The sequence below is a fragment of the Methanobrevibacter sp. UBA188 genome, assembly GCF_905234905.1.
Classification (GTDB): Archaea; Methanobacteriota; Methanobacteria; order Methanobacteriales; family Methanobacteriaceae; genus Methanocatella.
This window is the reverse complement of record NZ_CAJOJM010000008.1, coordinates 24,258-41,143: the sequence shown is the minus strand read 5'-3', so window position 1 is coordinate 41,143 and position 16,886 is coordinate 24,258. Positions and strand designations below refer to the sequence as shown.

Genomic DNA, 16,886 nt, shown 5'->3' with positions numbered 1-16,886 from the left:
TTTTCTTTTTTTTAAAAATTAGTTAAATTTTATTCATTACTGTTTTTCCTTTGACAATTGTCATTATTGGCATTCCAATGTAATCTAAACCGTCAAATGGGGAGTATTCTGCTTTTGTTTCAAATTCTTCAATATTGAATGTGCCTTCTCTTTTCAAATCAATTACTGTAAAATCGGCATCTTTTCCAATATCTATTTTGCCTTTATTTTCAAGGCCGTATATTTTTGATGCATTCTCGGAAAAGATTTTTGGTATTATTTTTAAATCTATATTTCCTTTATTCACTTCGGTTAAAAGCAGTGGCACTACGGTTTCTAAGTTTGGTATTCCTGGTGATGAATTCCAAACACCTTTTTGCTTGTCTTCCATTGTGTGAGGTGCGTGGTCTGTTCCAATAATTGAAGTTTCATCTAAATCGCCGATGTTTATACTGTCTTCTTTTTCTCTAAGTGGTGGATTAGTTTTAATGAATGTACCATATATATTGTATGCTGAATTATCTAGTAATAAATGGTGTGGTGTAAATTCCCAACTTACTGCTTGCTTTTTACTTGCATTTTTTGCAAGACTTAGGGATTTCCTTGAGCTTAAATGGCATATATGTAAAGATAAATTATTCGCCCTTGCAAGTTCAATAGCTTGCTTTACAGATTCGTCTTCTGACATGGCCGGTCTTGCATAACTGTAGTCAATTGCTTCATTTTCGTCTTTTTCTTTTAACCTTGAAGTTTCTTTTTCAACAATGGATTTTTTTTCACAATGGGTCGCTACAATCCCATTATAATTGGTTTTTTCTTTTAATATTGACAAATTATGGAAATTTTCTTCTAAACTTTCATCACTTTCCAAGTCCATAAATATCTTAAATGCAATCGGATTAAGTTTCATCATTTTTTCCATTTCTTCAAGGGTATTTGTTCCAACTAGAAGTTCAAAATTTACAACGGATTTAGATTCAGCGATTTTAATTTTTTCTTTAAGTGCCTTGTAAGTGTTTGTTTTAGGCAGTGTATTTGGCATGTCAAATACTGTTGTAAATCCTCCATTTGCAGCACTTAAGCTGCCTGTTTTAAAATTTTCTTTTTGAGTCAGGCCAGGATCTCTGAAATGTATGTGGGGGTCAATAAAACCTGGAAGAATATAATTGTTTTTAATGTCTATGATTTCATCTGCTTTAATAGGTGTTTTTGAAATATCAACTATTTTTCCTTCATCAACTTTAATGTAAAATTCTCCTGGCTTATCTACAAATCTGCAATTCTTTATAACTAAATCCATATTTTGACTCCTGATATATTATAATTAATATTATATTATTAATTGAACATAAATTTTTTTTAATTTAAAGTAAATATTTTAATATATGACTCAAGTTTCATCAATTCTTAAAAGAGATATGGAATTGTTTTTCAATGATTTGGAAAGCGAATATGAGGTTTCCAGTACTTCTTCAGATATTAATTTAGTAGCTGATTTTACAGAATATAATCCGTTGCATAACGGTCATTTTCATTGCATGAAAACTGCAAAGCAACATTTTCCCGATTCATTATTTGTTGCTATTGTGCCGGGATTATTTGAAAGAAGTGGTAGGGGCATTCCATACATACTTCCAAGAGAACTCAGATCTGAAATTGCAATCTCTGTAGGTGCAGATATTGTTGTTGAAGGACCTCCTATGGGAATTATGGGTTCAGGTCAGTATTCGTTATGTCTTTGTAAAATGTTTAAGGCATTAAACACATCTCATATTCCAAGAGGTTATAAGAAAGTTGATGGCTTTGATGAAATTTTAAAAAGAATCAATATGGGACATCATATTGCTCCAAAACCTTATAAAATCGTTGATAAAACAACTGGTGAAATTCTTTTAAAGGATAAACTTGAAGAAGATAATTATGTAATCGCTTCTTTTGCGAATTCCCTGTCAAAAATAGGTTTTGATTTTAAAGATAAATTTTTATTTGTAGAAAGAATCGGAGGCGTAAGCGGCACATTAATAAGGCAAAGTATTTTGGAAGATAATTTTACTGATGTCTTGGATATGATGCCTCAAAAGACTATTGATGTATTAAGGGATGCCATTGAAAATGATTCGATTATTTATGGGATTCGTGATGAGGATTCAATTTTAAATACTGCAAATAATTTTGATTATGATGAATTGGTTAACTTAAATCTATTTAATGAAAAATTAGCAAAAAACATTGTCGATAATAGGTTTTATGACAATGTCGATGAATTAAAAAACTCAATCCTTCAGGGATTTTCAACTCATTTTAAAGAGCGTGTTTTAAGTATTATGGAAAATCCAATAAAAAAAAGTGATATTTCCGAATATATTGACAGGTACCCATCAAATATCCGGATTTTAGGATATAAAAATGAAGAGTGTTTGGAAAGTTTTAAACAAAAAGTAAATAATGAAAATATTTCATTATTTGCTTAGAGCACTGTTAATAACATTCTGTGGATTTTTAAGTCCATAAAGTGCATCCATAAATGTTGGATATGTAGAATGTAATACGAACAGGTAAACGAGATAGTAAATAACAATTAAAATCACAATGACTAAAACAATGGTTAGTAATATGTCAACAGCACCCATTGATTCTTTTTCTTCTTGGTAATTTAGGTTGTGAATATTCTCATTGGATTCTCTAATTTTTTTATCTTTTTTACCTTTTTCAGGTTCAATACCTTGTTCTTTTAGTATTTCTGCTCTAATTCTTGCTTCCATTTCTTCAGGAGTTTCGGATCTTGCTCTTTTTTGCTCTTGAGCAGGTGTCTCACTAGGTTTATATGGTCTTCTGGTTAATGATCCAAATTGTTCTTCGTCCTTTGCAAGCTGTTCTTCTAGAGGAACTTCTTTTTCATCAAAGTACAAATCATCCAAATATTTTTCGTATTTGTCTTCTAAGTCCATTCTTGCGCTAGTTGTTTGCGGTTCAAAAGAATGGTCTGGGTAAATGTATTCTTCTTGTGCAACTTGTTGGGTTTGTGCTGGTTCTTGTGCATAGTATTCAGCTTCATTTTCAACGACTTGTTGGATTTGTGTTGGTTCTTGTGCATAATATTCTTCTTGTGCAACTTGTTGGGTTTGTGCTGGTTCTTGCACATATTCTACTTCATTTTGAACAACTTGTTGAGGTTCTTCAGTTTCATATAAATAAGATGATTCCAAACCTCCTGAATACTCGATATTGTCTCTTATGTTGTATGGGGAATCATCAGCGATTCCGTATTCTTGGGTAATAGATTCTTCAGAATCATATATGACTTCTTCTTGAGTATTGTAAACATTTTCAACTTGTGGTTCTTCAACAGGTTCAGCGTTGTTTTCTATTCCGACTCCTACAATTTTCTGTAAGCAGTCTTTACAATAAATTTTTCCTGCAATTTCTAAACCACATTCTTTACAGATTGGCTTTCCACAAATTGCACATATATCTGTACTTTCTCTTTCTGGATGATAATGACATGCCATATTAAAACACTCTCTCAATTTAATTTAATAATAATTTAATATATTTTTTTTTATTTATATAAAACTTGCTATTTTAAACTTTTTTTTATAAATTTTTCTTTACAATTGTTTTTATTTTTATAAAATTAGTATATGAATATTCATATTTTTATTTGAAAATTATTAAAATCAATTATATATGTTTTATAAGTTAAAATAATTTTAAAAATTAATTTTTTGTATTTTCAATTATTTTTTCAGATACAATTTCAGATGCTATTAAATCGTCTGCAGTTGTTAAAAAACTTCCTAGACTTTTTGAAGTAATTTTATAGTTGATTTCATTGCCTTCTATTTCAGATTCGAGATAATTTTCATTGTCTACTTCTAAAGAATCATATATGAGTTTTGCATCTTTTTCATTTTTAAAATTAAATGTAATATTTCCTGATATTTTCATAATGTCACTATAAATAAATATGTTATTTGCCATTATATAATTTTATCATTAAACTTCGAAAATATGGTAACCTTTATTAATAACTAAATTAATATATTTAAGTATTCTATTATATTACGATATATAATTTTTATATAGCTATTTCAAAAATTCGTTATTCATAGCTATTCTTTTAATAAAACATGTTTAACATGTTATTTTTATTTCGGAGGAATAATAATGGTTCGTGCTTATACTAGAAGAGATTATATTAGAAAAACCCCAAATTCAAGAATTGTACAATATGATATGGGAAACTTAAAAGATGAATTCCCAGTGTCATTAAGTTTAGCTGTTAAAAAACCAGCTCAAATTAGACATAATTCTTTAGAAGCTGCAAGGATTGCTTCTAACAGATTAATGCAAAGAGCTGCTGGTAGAATGGGTTACCACTTAAAATTAAGAGTCTACCCTCACCAAATTGTAAGGGAAAACCCAATGGCAACTGGTGCAGGTGCAGATAGGGTACAAAGTGGTATGAGAAACGCTTTCGGTAAACCTATTAGTGTTGAAGCTATCGTTAAAAAAGATCAAAGAATCATCACTATCGACTGTCAAGAAAAGAACTTTGAAGACGCTAAACTTGCATTAAAAAGAGCAGGTATGAAATTACCAGTTCCATGTAAAATTGTTGTCGACAAAGGTCAAGATTTAGTTAAATAGATTTTTTAACTAACTTTTTTTCTACTTTTTTTTATTATCATTTTTTCTAATTTTCATTAAATATTTAAACATTAAAAATTAAATATAGATATAATGTTGGCTATTTAACTATTGTCAATGTAATATATTTTTAATCCAAGAGGTTATATTTCATGTATGTTGTAAAATTTGAGGATTTAAATAAATCTGATATTGGGATTGCAGGTGGAAAAGGTGCTAATTTGGGTGAATTAACTCAAGCGGGTATTCCAGTACCGCCTGGTTTTGTAGTAACTGCTCAAGCTTATGAAAAATTTATGGAAGACTCTGGAATTAATGGTCAAGTCATGAGTATTCTTGAAAAAATTGACATTAATGATACAAAAGCACTTCAGGCAGCTGCTGAAGAAATCAAAACAATCATTAATGAAACCCCTATTCCAGAAGATATGATTGTATTAATTCTTGAAGCATACAATCAATTATGTCAAAGAGTTGGAGAAGATGACACTGATGTAGCTATTCGTTCTTCCGCTACTGCAGAAGATTTACCTGAAGCTTCATTTGCAGGTCAACAAGATACCTTCTTACATGTTTCCGGAAATGATGAAGTAATTGACTACATCAGAAAATGTTGGGCTTCTTTATTTGAAGCAAGAGCAATTTTCTACAGAGAAGAAAATAATTTTGAACACTCCAAAGTATTTATTGCAGTAGTTGTTCAAAAAATGGCAAATGCAGATAAAGCAGGAGTAATGTTTACTGTAAACCCATCCACTGGTGAAGAAATTGCTTTAATTGAAGGATCATGGGGACTCGGTGAAGCAGTAGTTTCCGGTGATGTAACTCCTGACAATTATCAAGTTGACAAAAAGAACAATGAAATTATCAATGTAACAATCAGTGATAAAAAAGTAATGTACACTAATGATGAGGACGGTACTAGTGTAAAAGTAGATGTTCCTGAAGAAAAAAGAAACGAAAGAGTATTATCTGATTCAGAACTCATTCAATTAACTGAAATGGGTAAAAGAGTTCAAGCTCATTACGGTGAGCCAATGGATACTGAATGGGCATTTGAAAGAGGCAGTTTATTCCTATTGCAAGCTAGACCAATCACTACTTTGGGAGATGCTGAAGTAGATCAAGACAGTGATGAATCTTCTGATTTAGGTGATGTTCTTGTTAGAGGTCTCGGTGCAAGCCCAGGTATGGCTTCCGGTAAAGTAAAAATTGTTTTAGACATTGATGAATTAGATAAAATTAAAGATGGGGACATAATGGTTACAACCATGACTACTCCGGACATGGTTCCTGCTATGAGAAGAGCTAGTGGTATTGTAACTGATGAAGGTGGAGTAACCTGCCATGCATCAATTATTTCCCGTGAACTTGGAATTCCTTGTGTTGTAGGTACTGGTAGTGCTACAACTACTTTAGAAGAAAACTCTGGTGTAACATTAGATGGTAAAAAAGGTTTAGTATTTGAAGGAATTTCAGAAACTAAAGAAGAAGCTGCTCCGGTAGCATCCAATGTAGAAGCAGCTCCAATTATTACTGTTACTGAAGTAAAAGCTAATGTAAGTATGCCTGAAGCTGCAGAAAAAGCAGCTGCTACTGGTGCGGATGGTGTCGGACTCTTAAGAACCGAACACTTGATGTTAACATCAGGTATTCACCCTGGTAAATTCATCGCTGATGATAATGAAGATGAATTAATAGACACTATTGCAGAAAATGTTCAAATTGTAGCAGATGCATTCTATCCAAAACCAGTATGGTACAGAACTTTAGATGCTCCAACTGATGAATTCATTACTTTGGAAGGTGGAGAAAACGAACCTAGAGAACACAACCCAATGCTTGGTTGGAGAGGAATTAGAAGAGAATTAGATCAACCTGAAATTCTTAAATGTGAATTCAAAGCTATTAAAAAGTTACATGAGAAAGGTTATACTAATATTGGAATTATGATTCCATTATCTCAAAGTCCTGCAGAATTAGTGCAAGCTAAGGCTTTATGTTCTGAAGTAGGTCTTGAACCTCATAAAGATGTTGAGTTTGGAATGATGGTTGAAATTCCAGCAGCAGCAATAATGATTGATGAGTATATTAAAGTTGGAATTGACTTTGTAAGTTTAGGAACTAATGATTTAACTCAATACACTCTTGCAGTTGACAGAAACAATGAATTCGTTGCTAAACACTACTCTGAAGAACACCCTGCAGTAATGAAACTAATTGAAAGAACAATTAGAAAATGTGCTGAAGCTGGTGTTAAATGTAGTATCTGTGGTCAAGCAGGTAGTGTACCTCACATTGTTGAAAAACTTGTTGGATTTGGAATTACAAGTGTATCATCCAATACTGACGCTATTGCTGATGTGAGAAAAACTGTTGCTAGAGCTGAACAAAAAATTATTCTCGACGCTGCCCGTAAACGTTTAGAATAATTTTATTCTTTCTTTTTTTATTTTTATTTTTATTAATTATTTTTAAATTAGGGTATTTTATGCAAGATGAACCAATAGATGAAAAAATTATTTTAGACGAATTGTCTGAAATCCATAAATTAGACTATAATTATTCTGATGGCAGAATTTTAGGTTCCATGTGCACTGAAGCACATCCTTTTGCAAAAGAGGTTTACTGCAAATTTTTAGATACTAATCTTGGAGATCCAGGTTTATTTAAAGGAACTAAACTTATTGAAGAGAAAGTAATAGCATCTATTGGGGACTTATTGTCTCTTGACAATGCTTACGGTAATATTGTTACTGGAGGTACTGAAGCTAATCTGATGGCAATTCGTGCTGCCAGGAATCATGCACGGAAGTATAAAGGCATTGTTGATGGTGAAATTATCATTCCAAGTTCTGCTCATTTTTCTTTTAAAAAAGCTGCCGATATGCTTAATTTAAAAATTGTTGAAGCTGAACTAGATGATGATTATAAAATTGATGTTGAATCAGTTAAAAATTCTATTTCTGATAAAACTGTGGCTATTGTTGCTATTGCAGGAACAACTGAATTGGGTTTAATTGATCCTATTGGTGAGATTTCCAAAATTGCTCATGAAAATAATATTTATTTTCATGTTGATGCAGCATTTGGAGGATTTTCAATTCCCTTTTTAAAAGAAGCGGGTTATGATTTGCCAGTTTTTGACTTTTCCCTTGAGGGAGTTTGTTCTATCACTGTTGACCCTCATAAGATGGGTCTTGCACCTATTCCTGCTGGTGGAATTATCTTTAGAAAAGAGGAATATTTGCAGGTTATGGCAGTAGATTCTCCATATTTAACTGTAAAAACTCAATCTACAATTGTTGGAACACGTTTGGGTGCATCTTCTGCAGCAACTTATGCAATTATGAAGTATTTCGGTAAAAAAGGATATTCTAAAATAGCTCAAAATTTAATGGATAATACTCACTTTTTTAAAAATGGTTTGGAAAAAATCGGTTATGATGTGGTATGCGAGCCGGAATTAAATATTGTCGCATTCAATCATCCTCAAATTGAAGCCCATCAATTTGCAGAAAAATTGGATAAATTGGGATGGAAAGTTTCTGTTGCAAAATGTCCTATTGCAATTCGTGTTGTATTGATGAATCATATTAAAAAAAGTCATTTAAAAAAATTGTTAGAAGATTTGGAGAAAATCTACTAACTTATTCTTCAATATTTTCTACATACATCAATGGGTAATTTAGCTCTTCAATGAATTCAATTCTTATGGTTGCTTTAACATTATCCACTTTTGTAAATATTTTAACATCCAACATATCTCCGGTAAGTGAAGTATAATCGAATTCAGTCATTGATTCTTCTAATTTATCAAATCTAATTTTAACTTGCACATCTTCGATTGCAGGCTGTAGCTTTAGTGATTCTTCCATACTTCTTTCTAAACTACCTTTTGACTGTTGATTGACGGGAGTTCCCACAAATTGGTGGAATAGCGCTCCCATACTTATTGCACCTTCAAATATTGCTCTTTCCCTTTTTGTTATATTGGAAAAATATTTTTCATCCACGTCCATCATAATCCTCCATTTAGGAATATTATTTTATCATATATTAGCTCCGAAGGTATCGGATGAATACAACAAAATGCTAATATGGCCGTGATAATCAGGACTGTAGCTAAAATATATGCTCTATTGTCTTTAGGATAGAAAAAGCTAAATATAAGACCAACAACTAAGAATATTGCTGTTATAAATAGTGCATTTGATTCTTGAGGATTACTATTTATAATTGCTGTATTGATTGGTTGTGTATCAACTAATTCTCCTTTGACAATTAATCTATTCTCGGTTGAACCAATTGGATCGCATGTAATTAGATAAACATTCTTTCCACCTTCCTGTGCATTAAGCTCGTATGATGCTGGAACGATGGTTGTATCAATTACATTATATTTCAATTCTCCAATTCCAGGCCATTCAAGTAAAAATGAATCTCCGTTATGTATTTCATTAAGTCTTAAAAACGGCGAACCTTGGAGCGTTCTATGTCCGAATATCAGAACATCTCCAACATCGGGGTTATAAGAGTCTAATTCATGAAAAACACCTTGGTTAAGGGATACATTATTGATTTTTTCCTGAACTCCGATTGAAGGTATGACAACGGTTGGGGATTCAACATTCCTTTCAACAACTATTTTGGATGCAAAATAATTCACTTCTCCCATTGCATACATTCCAATTATTATTATACAAATAATAACAACTATTGTCATGATACTTGGTCGTTTCATAATATCACTTTTGTTATATCTGATTAATAATATTTTTTAATTTTCATATGTTGAACTTATTTCATTCACCATCCAATCAGGTGCGTTTGTTGTAGGAATAGTTAATACGATGTTGTCCATATTGTTTAGCATGAAGTTCACTTTGTCTTGAGGTGTTTCAATTAAAAGCATATATTGTGCATCTAAATCGCCCAAGTTTATTTGCCTTTCATAGTTTGATAGTTTTACTCCATAATTTTTTAACATTTCAAATGTTTCTTTTTCGTCATATCCGTTCATTATGCTGCCTTTTATCATTTCCAATACATTTGAAGAAAATTTTTTGGAATTTTCCTGTGGATTTGTGACATTTCCGTGGACATTCATTTTTGATTTTGAATATTCGGAATCCACTTCTCCGTTTTCTTCGTATCTCATTATCGATAAAACAGTACATCCGCTGATGTCTGGATTTGTATTGTTTGAGCTAAAATTTTCGCCACTTTCGTTCAAGTTTGAATATATATCTACAATGCTTCCAACATTCACCAGTCCTGCTCCTGCTTGAAGCCTTGAAACCAATACTGGAACAGATACGGTATTTGGCTTTTCAAATTTGATTTTTGATAAAATTCTTGCATCATTATCATTGACGATTTTTATTGCTTCATTTTGTGACATTATCACGTTTTTACTTTCATTTGAATAAACTGCCATTGTTCGATTATATTTATCTATGTTGGATTTTATAGATTTTTGATGATACGATTTCCAATCTTTTGTGGCTGGATTAATAATATCTATCATCTCAACTTCTGAATTGCTTTTTCCATTTTCAATCTTATTTTCTAGAGCCATTTCATTGGGTGATGCTGCTAGCGCTCCTGTATATAATTCATGAAGTTCATTCAGTTTAGTTGTTTTTTCTAATGATAATTCTTTCTGTCCAGGTTCGTATATTAAAAAATAGTATGATGAAATTATCAAAGTTAAAAATATTAAAATTGTTATTATAACTCCTATTTTTCTTCGTTTTTCATTTTCAGTTATATCTGTATCACTGGGGTTTAAATAAACTCCAAGTTTGTGATTAAACTTTTTTAATAGTGATAATTCATCATCTTCTTTCGGCTTTGGTTTTGGTAAAAGTTCATCTAGTTTTGTTTTTTCAAAACCGTCTGAATTAAATGGATCTCTTGGTTTTTTATTATTCATTTTAAATACTCCTTTTTAATTTTGATGGTTAATTTAATTAATAGGAGTAAATGGGTCTCATTTTTTAATTAAATTAATAATGAGGTAGTATAAGCAGAATAATAATAGGATTAACGCAGGTATGTTAACGCCATATGCTGTTGTTGGAATTGGAAGTATGATTAATACGATTAGTATGCAAGATATTATAATTGCTGGCATGTTTGAGAATTTGGGATATTTGACATTACTAATCATTAGAATTGACACGATTGTAGCTAACAATAATGCCAAATAATTGTTATATAATCCACTTAAATACAATGTGGCAATTATAAAGGATATTCCTGGAATTGGAAAACCAATAAATCCGCTTGTTTTAATGTGGTCTGCTATTACATTGTATCTAGTTAATCTCAAAACTCCACAAATAACGATTAATAAGCTAACAAGTATTGCTATTAATTGTAATGGTATTGAGGCGGTGTTTAGGGAAGTATAGAGAAATACTGCAGGTGCAACACCAAATGATATGATATCAGATAAGGAATCAATATTTTTTCCAAAACCTAAACTGTCATCTCTATTCGCTTTTCTGGCTACCCAACCATCTATGGAGTCAAATATAATTGCAATAATCATCAGAATTGCTGATAGTTCAAAATTATGATTTATTGAGCATATTATGGATAAAAACCCCGAACTCATATTTAATAATGAAATAATGTCGGATATTGCAATAAAATTTTGAATATTGGTTCTTTCAATTTCCATGTTTTGACTCCAGTAATACTTTTCATCTCATATCTTATTAATTTTATCTTGTAAATCGTTTTATTATTATCTATATTTATTTTTAGTTATTAATAAGTATTATTTTTTATTGTTTTACATAGTTTACCTATTGTTTTTAAATTTAATTAAAAATAAATTATTTTTTTCTATTTTAAATATTGATTTCACTTAGAAAACTTTTAAAAATTGAAATTTATTTATTATTTTATAAAATAACCTTAAACAACAAAATATATATAATAATAATATAAAAAAATATTAATTGTTAGACTTTAAAGAGAGTGATATTGCTAATATTTTAAATGATTAATTTTAATTGTTTTTGAATATTACCAATTATTTTTAAAGTTAATGAAATTAAATTAATGTAATGTGAGTAGTTAAATGATTGAAGATAATATACGTGTTCTTAGACAAGCTGCAAGAATAACCAATGATAGTTCTTATAAAATAGAAAAAAGTTGGTGTATTATTGCAGGCAGTGCTGAGTTAATCGATGCAATGGCTTATAAGGCTATCGCTTCAAATCACAATGTTAAAATATTGTTCAGAGAACATGTTATTTTAAAAGAAGGTAAATTAGATAAAAAATTTGATTTTATCATGGTTTATGGCAATTCAATCATTATAAATGATTTTAAAAATGAAACTAAAAACAAAGGGGGAGCAGTTATTGCCATCCCTCGTAAATATTTAGTTGAAGAACCTAATTTGATGGTTTTTATAGCTCCTGATGATGTAATTAGGAATGCAGTATCAATCATTGAAAAATCAAAGGTTTCCTTCGCCATATTGCAAGAATCACAGACTACTAATTTCATTAATATAGACATAAGTAATGAAGTTAAATTACCAAACTTCATCAAATCTGCTTTGAAACCATTTTACAATGCTAATGAAGTTGTTTTATCAACAATTTTAATTTCAGTAGATGAAGAAATCTTTGTAAAAAAGGTTCAAAGTATCGCTACATCAAATAAGATTTTCGTTATAGATTTTAAAGATATTGTAACGGAGGATTAATCATGAATATTTTTGGAAAGGATGAGGAAGAACCACAAGTTACTAATACTAAAGTTATTAGCAATAGTTTAGGAATAGATTTAGGAACTTTAAACACTGTTATTGCAAAACCTTCTGGGGATAAATTTGATTTATATCAAATACCTTCTGTTGTTGCAGTAAAAAAAGATGATCCATCTGAAGTGTTAGCTGTAGGGGAAGAAGCTAAAAGAATGCTTGGTAGAACTCCTGAAGATATACTTGCAGTAAGACCTTTGAAAAAAGGTGTTATTGAAAATGTTGTTCAAGCACAAGCATTACTCATTAAAGCAATGCAGATTGGTATTAATGAGGGTGAAAGTGTTGGAAGAATTGTTATTGGAATTCCGGGGGATGCATCTGAAGTGGAAAAGAATGCTGCTGAAGAAATTGGTAGAAAAGCTGGAGCTCAAAATATTTTAGTTATTAGTGAAGGATTGGCAGCAGCTATTGGTGCAGGTTTACCTATTGCTGAGCCAAATGGTACTATGGTTATTGATATTGGTGCTGGATCAACTGATATAGTAATCATATCTCTTGGTGGTATTAATGACATCGAAACCGTTAGATGTGGTGGGGATGACATTGATAATAAAATCGTGGAACTTGTCGCAGAAAAATATGATGTAGCTATTGGTATTCATGATGCAGAATCTGCAAAAATGGAAGTTGGTATGGTTCACTGTTCCGAACAACTAGAAAACTTAAGTGTTGAAGTAATTGGTAAATCTTTAGAAACTAACAGACCTAAAAAAGTTGTTATTGATTCAATGTTGGTAGCCGATGCTGTTGAGCCTTATATGCAACAAATCGTTGATGGTTTAAATGTGGTCTTAGAAAGATTATCTCCAGAATTAATGATGGGCGTTTACAACAATGCTGTTGCAGTTGGTGGAAGTTCCAGACTCCGTGGATTAAAAGAAAGAATTTATGATGAAATTTCTATCCCTGTTGAAATTTCTGAAGATCCAATGACAGTTGTTGCTAAAGGTACTGCTATTGTTGCTGCAGAACCTCTTGCATTAGAACCTGAAGTTCGTCTCAGGGCTATGAAATAAATATTATTATTTATTTCTTTTTTTTACTTTTTTTTGATGATTTTTATGGATATTTTAGGCATTGATGAAGCTGGTCGTGGCTCTGTTTTGGGACCTATGGTTATTGCAGGTGTAATTATTCCCGAAAAAATGGAAAAAGTTCTTGAAAGGATGGGAGTAAAAGATTCAAAAAGATTGACCCCTAATAGGAGAACAATTTTATCAAGAAAACTAAAAAAGATGTTTGATTATGAAATTGTGGTCATTTCAGCATTAGAAATTGATAAAATGAGAGCCGATGGAATTAATCTTAATGATATTGAAAAGAATGCAATGAGAGATTTAATTATTCGTTTAAATCCTGAAAAAGCTATTGTCGATGCTGTGGATGTTAAGGCTGAAAGATTTCAGAATTATCTTTGCGAATCCACTGGTGTGAATGTAATTGCTGAGCATAAAGCAGATGATAAATATATTGAAGTAAGTGCTGCATCTATTATTGCAAAAGCTGAAAGAGATGCTCAAATTGCAGAAATTAATAAAGAATATATCAAAACCGGTGGAATAGGTTCTGGATATCCATCAGACCCAACCACTAAAAAATTTTTAAATAATTATACTTATGATGAAATGCCCGAATTTGTTAGAAAATCATGGGCAACAGTTTCAAAAATGAAATAGAATCTTATTTTTTTAAATAATATTTAAGTACATGTATTAATATATTTATTTTTATAAAATTCAATATGATATAATTAGAGGATGGATATGATTATAGAATATGTTTCGCCATTTTTTGATGGTATGATGGATATTTTTACTCAAGGGGGAATTATCACTTATATAATTCTTTTCATTGGTATTTATGGTCTCATTATTGCTATTAGAAAAATTGCATATCTTAGGAAAATTAGTAAAGTTGATACAACTGAAATTTTCGGTGTTGTAACTGCTTCTATGGAAAGGGGCGGTGCTGTTGAAGCTTTAAAGCAAATAAATGGTTTTAAAAATCCTATTTCCAGAATTATTTCTGAAACTTTAAAAATTGGATATAAAAATAAAACTGAAGTTGAAGAGAGTATGGAACAGATTTTTATTGTTGAAGTAGCTAAAATGACTAAAGGTTTAAATACTCTAAAGACTCTTATCGAATTGGCTCCATTTTTAGGATTAATTGGTACTGTTATAGGTATTTGGATGACTTTCAAATCATTAGGTGTTCATCCTGACTCTGCAGCTATGGCTGAAGGTATTTATGTGGCATTAACCACCACAATTATGGGATTGCTTGTAGCAATCATATTGCTTCCACTTCACACATATATTCAAGGTTTAATTGAAGCTGAAATGGATAAAATTGAACTGGCTACCAAAATGACTAATTGGGGTTATGCTGTAGTTAAAGTTAGAGTTGATTCAAATGTGGAATGTGCTTTAGAAGCTCTTCAAGAAGCTGAAGGTGTTGTTAACACTAGATTAATTTCAGACCCTTATGCTAATATTAAGGTTTCTTTTAAACCGAGTATGTTGGATAAAAGTATTTCAAATATTATTTTAGAAAAATGTAATGTTAATGCTGAAATTACTGAAAGTAAATTAAGACAATAGGTGTTTAAATGGCAATTGATGTAAGAAAACATAAAAAGAAAGTTATTGATCAAAAACCAAGTATTAATTTGGTTCCATTTATTGATATATTGTTTACTATAATGATTTTTTTAGTGGTTACTAGTAATTTTTCAGCTGATGTTCAAACTGATGCTACTGATGCTGCTGAAGAGGCATCAGGAAAACCAAATGTAACTGATGTTTCCGGTGATCAGGAATATTATGTTGTGCCTGTGGCAGGATTAAATAAAGTTACAGTTAATGGTCAAGACAGATCGGATGCCATTGCAGGCGGAGCCGTGGGAGTGCAAGCAAAAGTTATTGATCAAGGTGAAATAAAAATCAAACCTGGTCTAATTGAGATTACTACACCTCCAGGTGTGCCTCCAGAAGTGGCTGTTAAACGTCCAGAACTTTAAATTGAGGGATGAAAATGTATACTGGAAGAATTTTATCAATTGGGATGAATAGTGATGGAAAACCTTTTGTAGCATATCGTGTATCAAGTAGGTCATTTCCTAATAGGCAATGCTTGAAATTTGATAATCGTGCAGCTATCGTACCGAAAGAAGGTTTTGAAAAGGATATTTATGAAAATACATACATTACATATAATTGTATTCGTATTGTAAGAGATATGGCTATCGTATCAAATGGTGCCCATACTGATGTTATAGCTGATAAAATATCCTTGGGAATGAACATAAAAGATGCTATTGCATATTCTTTACTTACTATGGACTATGAAAAAGATGATTACCATACTCCAAGGATTGCTGGAGTTGTTACATCAACAAATAAGAAGGATGAATACGGCTGTTATATAGGAATTGCCAACGATAAAAAATTATTGGTTGAAGCGGTTCCTTATGGGGAAGCAGTATTTATTTCCACTTATGGTAGTCAAGTGCATGATGTAGTTGAATTTGATGCAAAAACAGCTGCTGAATCTGCTAAATTTATTTTTGATGAAGGTACTTTTGCAAATTATAAAAAGCCTGTAACTTCTGGAGCGGCTGTTTTTAATGGAGAATGGACTATTGATGTCTATAATCCATAATTTTTTTTATTTTTTTTAATTTTTAGATGATATTATGACAATTGAATTGATAGGGTTAGAAAATATTCCAATTGTTGATAGTACAAGCAATATTTCACAGATTATTAAGGATGCTATTGTTGAACAAGGCTGTTCTATCCATCATGGGGATATTATTTTGATTGCCGAAACTTTAATTTCCAAATCCGAAGGTACTTTTATAAATATTGAAGAATTGAATCCCTCTAAAGAAGCTATCGACTTAGCTGAAAAATCTAAAAAAGATCCTAAACTTGTTCAAGCAATTTTAAATGAATCAAATGAGGTTGTCGAAGTTGGCCCTAACTTCATAATTACCGAAACCAAACATGGTTTTGTCTGTGCAAATGCAGGTATTGATGAATCAAATGTGGGGGAAGGTTTAGCCACTCCAATGCCTATCAATCCTGACAAATCCGCTTTGGAAATTAGGGAATTTTTGGAAAAAGAGTTTGAAGAAGAAATTGCAGTTATAATTACTGATACTCAGGGAAGAGCATTTAGATTTGGCGCTATTGGAACTGCAATTGGATGTTCTGGAATTTCTCCATTATGGAGAAGAGTGGGTGAAAAAGATTTATACGGCCGTGAGTTGGAAACTACTGAAATTGCTACTGGTGATGAGTTGGCTGCTGCCGCATCACTTATTATGGGACAAGCTGATGAGGGTCTTCCAGTCGTTTTGATTCGTGGTTTTTCTGGTTTTGATACATTAAGAGATGTGAATTCAAATATGAAATCCATTATCATGCCAAAAGAGTTTGACGTATTTAGAAAATAG

At 31.3% G+C, this 16,886-nt stretch carries 18 protein-coding genes; 11 read left to right on the top strand and 7 right to left on the bottom strand.

The features are described from left to right. Window positions 1–22: 22 nt before the first annotated feature. Window positions 23–1,279: a dihydroorotase family protein gene (locus QZ143_RS02835; RefSeq protein ID WP_292881022.1), complete on the bottom strand. Its 1,257-nt coding sequence runs from the start codon at window positions 1,277–1,279 to the stop codon at window positions 23–25. 85 nt (window positions 1,280–1,364) lie between these two features. Between QZ143_RS02835 and QZ143_RS02830 the strand changes: the two genes are divergently transcribed. Beyond that, window positions 1,365–2,450 (top strand): nucleotidyltransferase family protein, encoded by a 1,086-nt coding sequence (locus QZ143_RS02830; RefSeq protein ID WP_292606104.1) that lies wholly within the window; start codon window positions 1,365–1,367, stop codon window positions 2,448–2,450. Here QZ143_RS02830 and QZ143_RS02825 read toward each other — a convergent pair. Further along, entirely contained in the window at window positions 2,439–3,488 is a 1,050-nt protein-coding gene (locus QZ143_RS02825; RefSeq protein WP_292881020.1) for a hypothetical protein, read from the bottom strand. The genes QZ143_RS02830 and QZ143_RS02825 overlap by 12 nt on opposite strands. A gap of 208 nt (window positions 3,489–3,696) precedes the next feature. After that, the gene (locus tag QZ143_RS02820; RefSeq protein WP_292606108.1) at window positions 3,697–3,927 is read right to left on the bottom strand and encodes a KEOPS complex subunit Pcc1; all 231 of its coding nucleotides are present in this window, start codon (window positions 3,925–3,927) and stop codon (window positions 3,697–3,699) included. Window positions 3,928–4,146: 219 nt separating this feature from the next. Here QZ143_RS02820 and rplJ point away from each other — a divergent pair, with 219 nt between their 5' ends. The 3 genes from rplJ (at window position 4,147) to mfnA (ending at window position 8,278) form a co-directional block, all read left to right on the top strand. Continuing rightward, entirely contained in the window at window positions 4,147–4,629 is a 483-nt protein-coding gene (gene rplJ, locus QZ143_RS02815; protein WP_292606110.1) for a 50S ribosomal protein L16, read from the top strand. A gap of 152 nt (window positions 4,630–4,781) precedes the next feature. Next, on the top strand, window positions 4,782–7,061 hold the full coding sequence (ppsA, locus tag QZ143_RS02810) for a phosphoenolpyruvate synthase (protein WP_292606112.1): 2,280 nt from the start codon (window positions 4,782–4,784) through the stop codon (window positions 7,059–7,061). Between the two features lie 59 nt (window positions 7,062–7,120). After that, on the top strand, window positions 7,121–8,278 hold the full coding sequence (gene mfnA / locus QZ143_RS02805; protein ID WP_292881017.1) for a tyrosine decarboxylase MfnA: 1,158 nt from the start codon (window positions 7,121–7,123) through the stop codon (window positions 8,276–8,278). A gap of 1 nt (window position 8,279) precedes the next feature. Here mfnA and QZ143_RS02800 read toward each other — a convergent pair whose 3' ends face one another. From QZ143_RS02800 to QZ143_RS02785, 4 genes are read right to left on the bottom strand one after another with little or no spacing between them, the layout of a single operon-like run. Next, window positions 8,280–8,651, bottom strand: a complete 372-nt coding sequence (locus QZ143_RS02800) for a dihydroneopterin aldolase family protein (protein ID WP_292606116.1) — start codon at window positions 8,649–8,651, stop codon at window positions 8,280–8,282. Continuing rightward, the gene (locus QZ143_RS02795) at window positions 8,651–9,373 is read right to left on the bottom strand and encodes a sortase (RefSeq protein ID WP_292606119.1); all 723 of its coding nucleotides are present in this window, start codon (window positions 9,371–9,373) and stop codon (window positions 8,651–8,653) included. The genes QZ143_RS02800 and QZ143_RS02795 overlap by 1 nt, the downstream gene beginning before the upstream one ends. A gap of 36 nt (window positions 9,374–9,409) precedes the next feature. Next, on the bottom strand, window positions 9,410–10,567 hold the full coding sequence (locus QZ143_RS02790; protein ID WP_292881014.1) for a DUF515 domain-containing protein: 1,158 nt from the start codon (window positions 10,565–10,567) through the stop codon (window positions 9,410–9,412). 57 nt (window positions 10,568–10,624) lie between these two features. Next, a complete protein-coding gene (locus QZ143_RS02785; RefSeq protein WP_292606123.1) occupies window positions 10,625–11,320 on the bottom strand; it encodes an archaetidylserine synthase in 696 nt (231 codons plus the stop codon). A gap of 405 nt (window positions 11,321–11,725) precedes the next feature. On the opposite strand from QZ143_RS02785, the gene QZ143_RS02780 reads away from it, so the two are divergent. From QZ143_RS02780 to QZ143_RS02750, 7 genes are all read left to right on the top strand, one after another. Continuing rightward, entirely contained in the window at window positions 11,726–12,364 is a 639-nt protein-coding gene (locus QZ143_RS02780; RefSeq protein ID WP_292606125.1) for a hypothetical protein, read from the top strand. 2 nt (window positions 12,365–12,366) lie between these two features. Next, on the top strand, window positions 12,367–13,440 hold the full coding sequence (locus QZ143_RS02775; protein ID WP_292606127.1) for a rod shape-determining protein: 1,074 nt from the start codon (window positions 12,367–12,369) through the stop codon (window positions 13,438–13,440). A 45-nt stretch (window positions 13,441–13,485) separates the two neighbouring features. Beyond that, window positions 13,486–14,100 (top strand): ribonuclease HII, encoded by a 615-nt coding sequence (gene rnhB, locus QZ143_RS02770; RefSeq protein ID WP_292881035.1) that lies wholly within the window; start codon window positions 13,486–13,488, stop codon window positions 14,098–14,100. A gap of 87 nt (window positions 14,101–14,187) precedes the next feature. Further along, window positions 14,188–15,027: a MotA/TolQ/ExbB proton channel family protein gene (locus tag QZ143_RS02765; RefSeq protein ID WP_292606129.1), complete on the top strand. Its 840-nt coding sequence runs from the start codon at window positions 14,188–14,190 to the stop codon at window positions 15,025–15,027. Window positions 15,028–15,035: 8 nt separating this feature from the next. Next, window positions 15,036–15,446 (top strand): biopolymer transporter ExbD, encoded by a 411-nt coding sequence (locus tag QZ143_RS02760; protein ID WP_292606131.1) that lies wholly within the window; start codon window positions 15,036–15,038, stop codon window positions 15,444–15,446. A 14-nt stretch (window positions 15,447–15,460) separates the two neighbouring features. After that, window positions 15,461–16,087, top strand: a complete 627-nt coding sequence (locus QZ143_RS02755) for an IMP cyclohydrolase (protein ID WP_292606190.1) — start codon at window positions 15,461–15,463, stop codon at window positions 16,085–16,087. Between the two features lie 34 nt (window positions 16,088–16,121). After that, a complete protein-coding gene (locus tag QZ143_RS02750) occupies window positions 16,122–16,886 on the top strand; it encodes a coenzyme F420-0:L-glutamate ligase (protein ID WP_292881010.1) in 765 nt (254 codons plus the stop codon).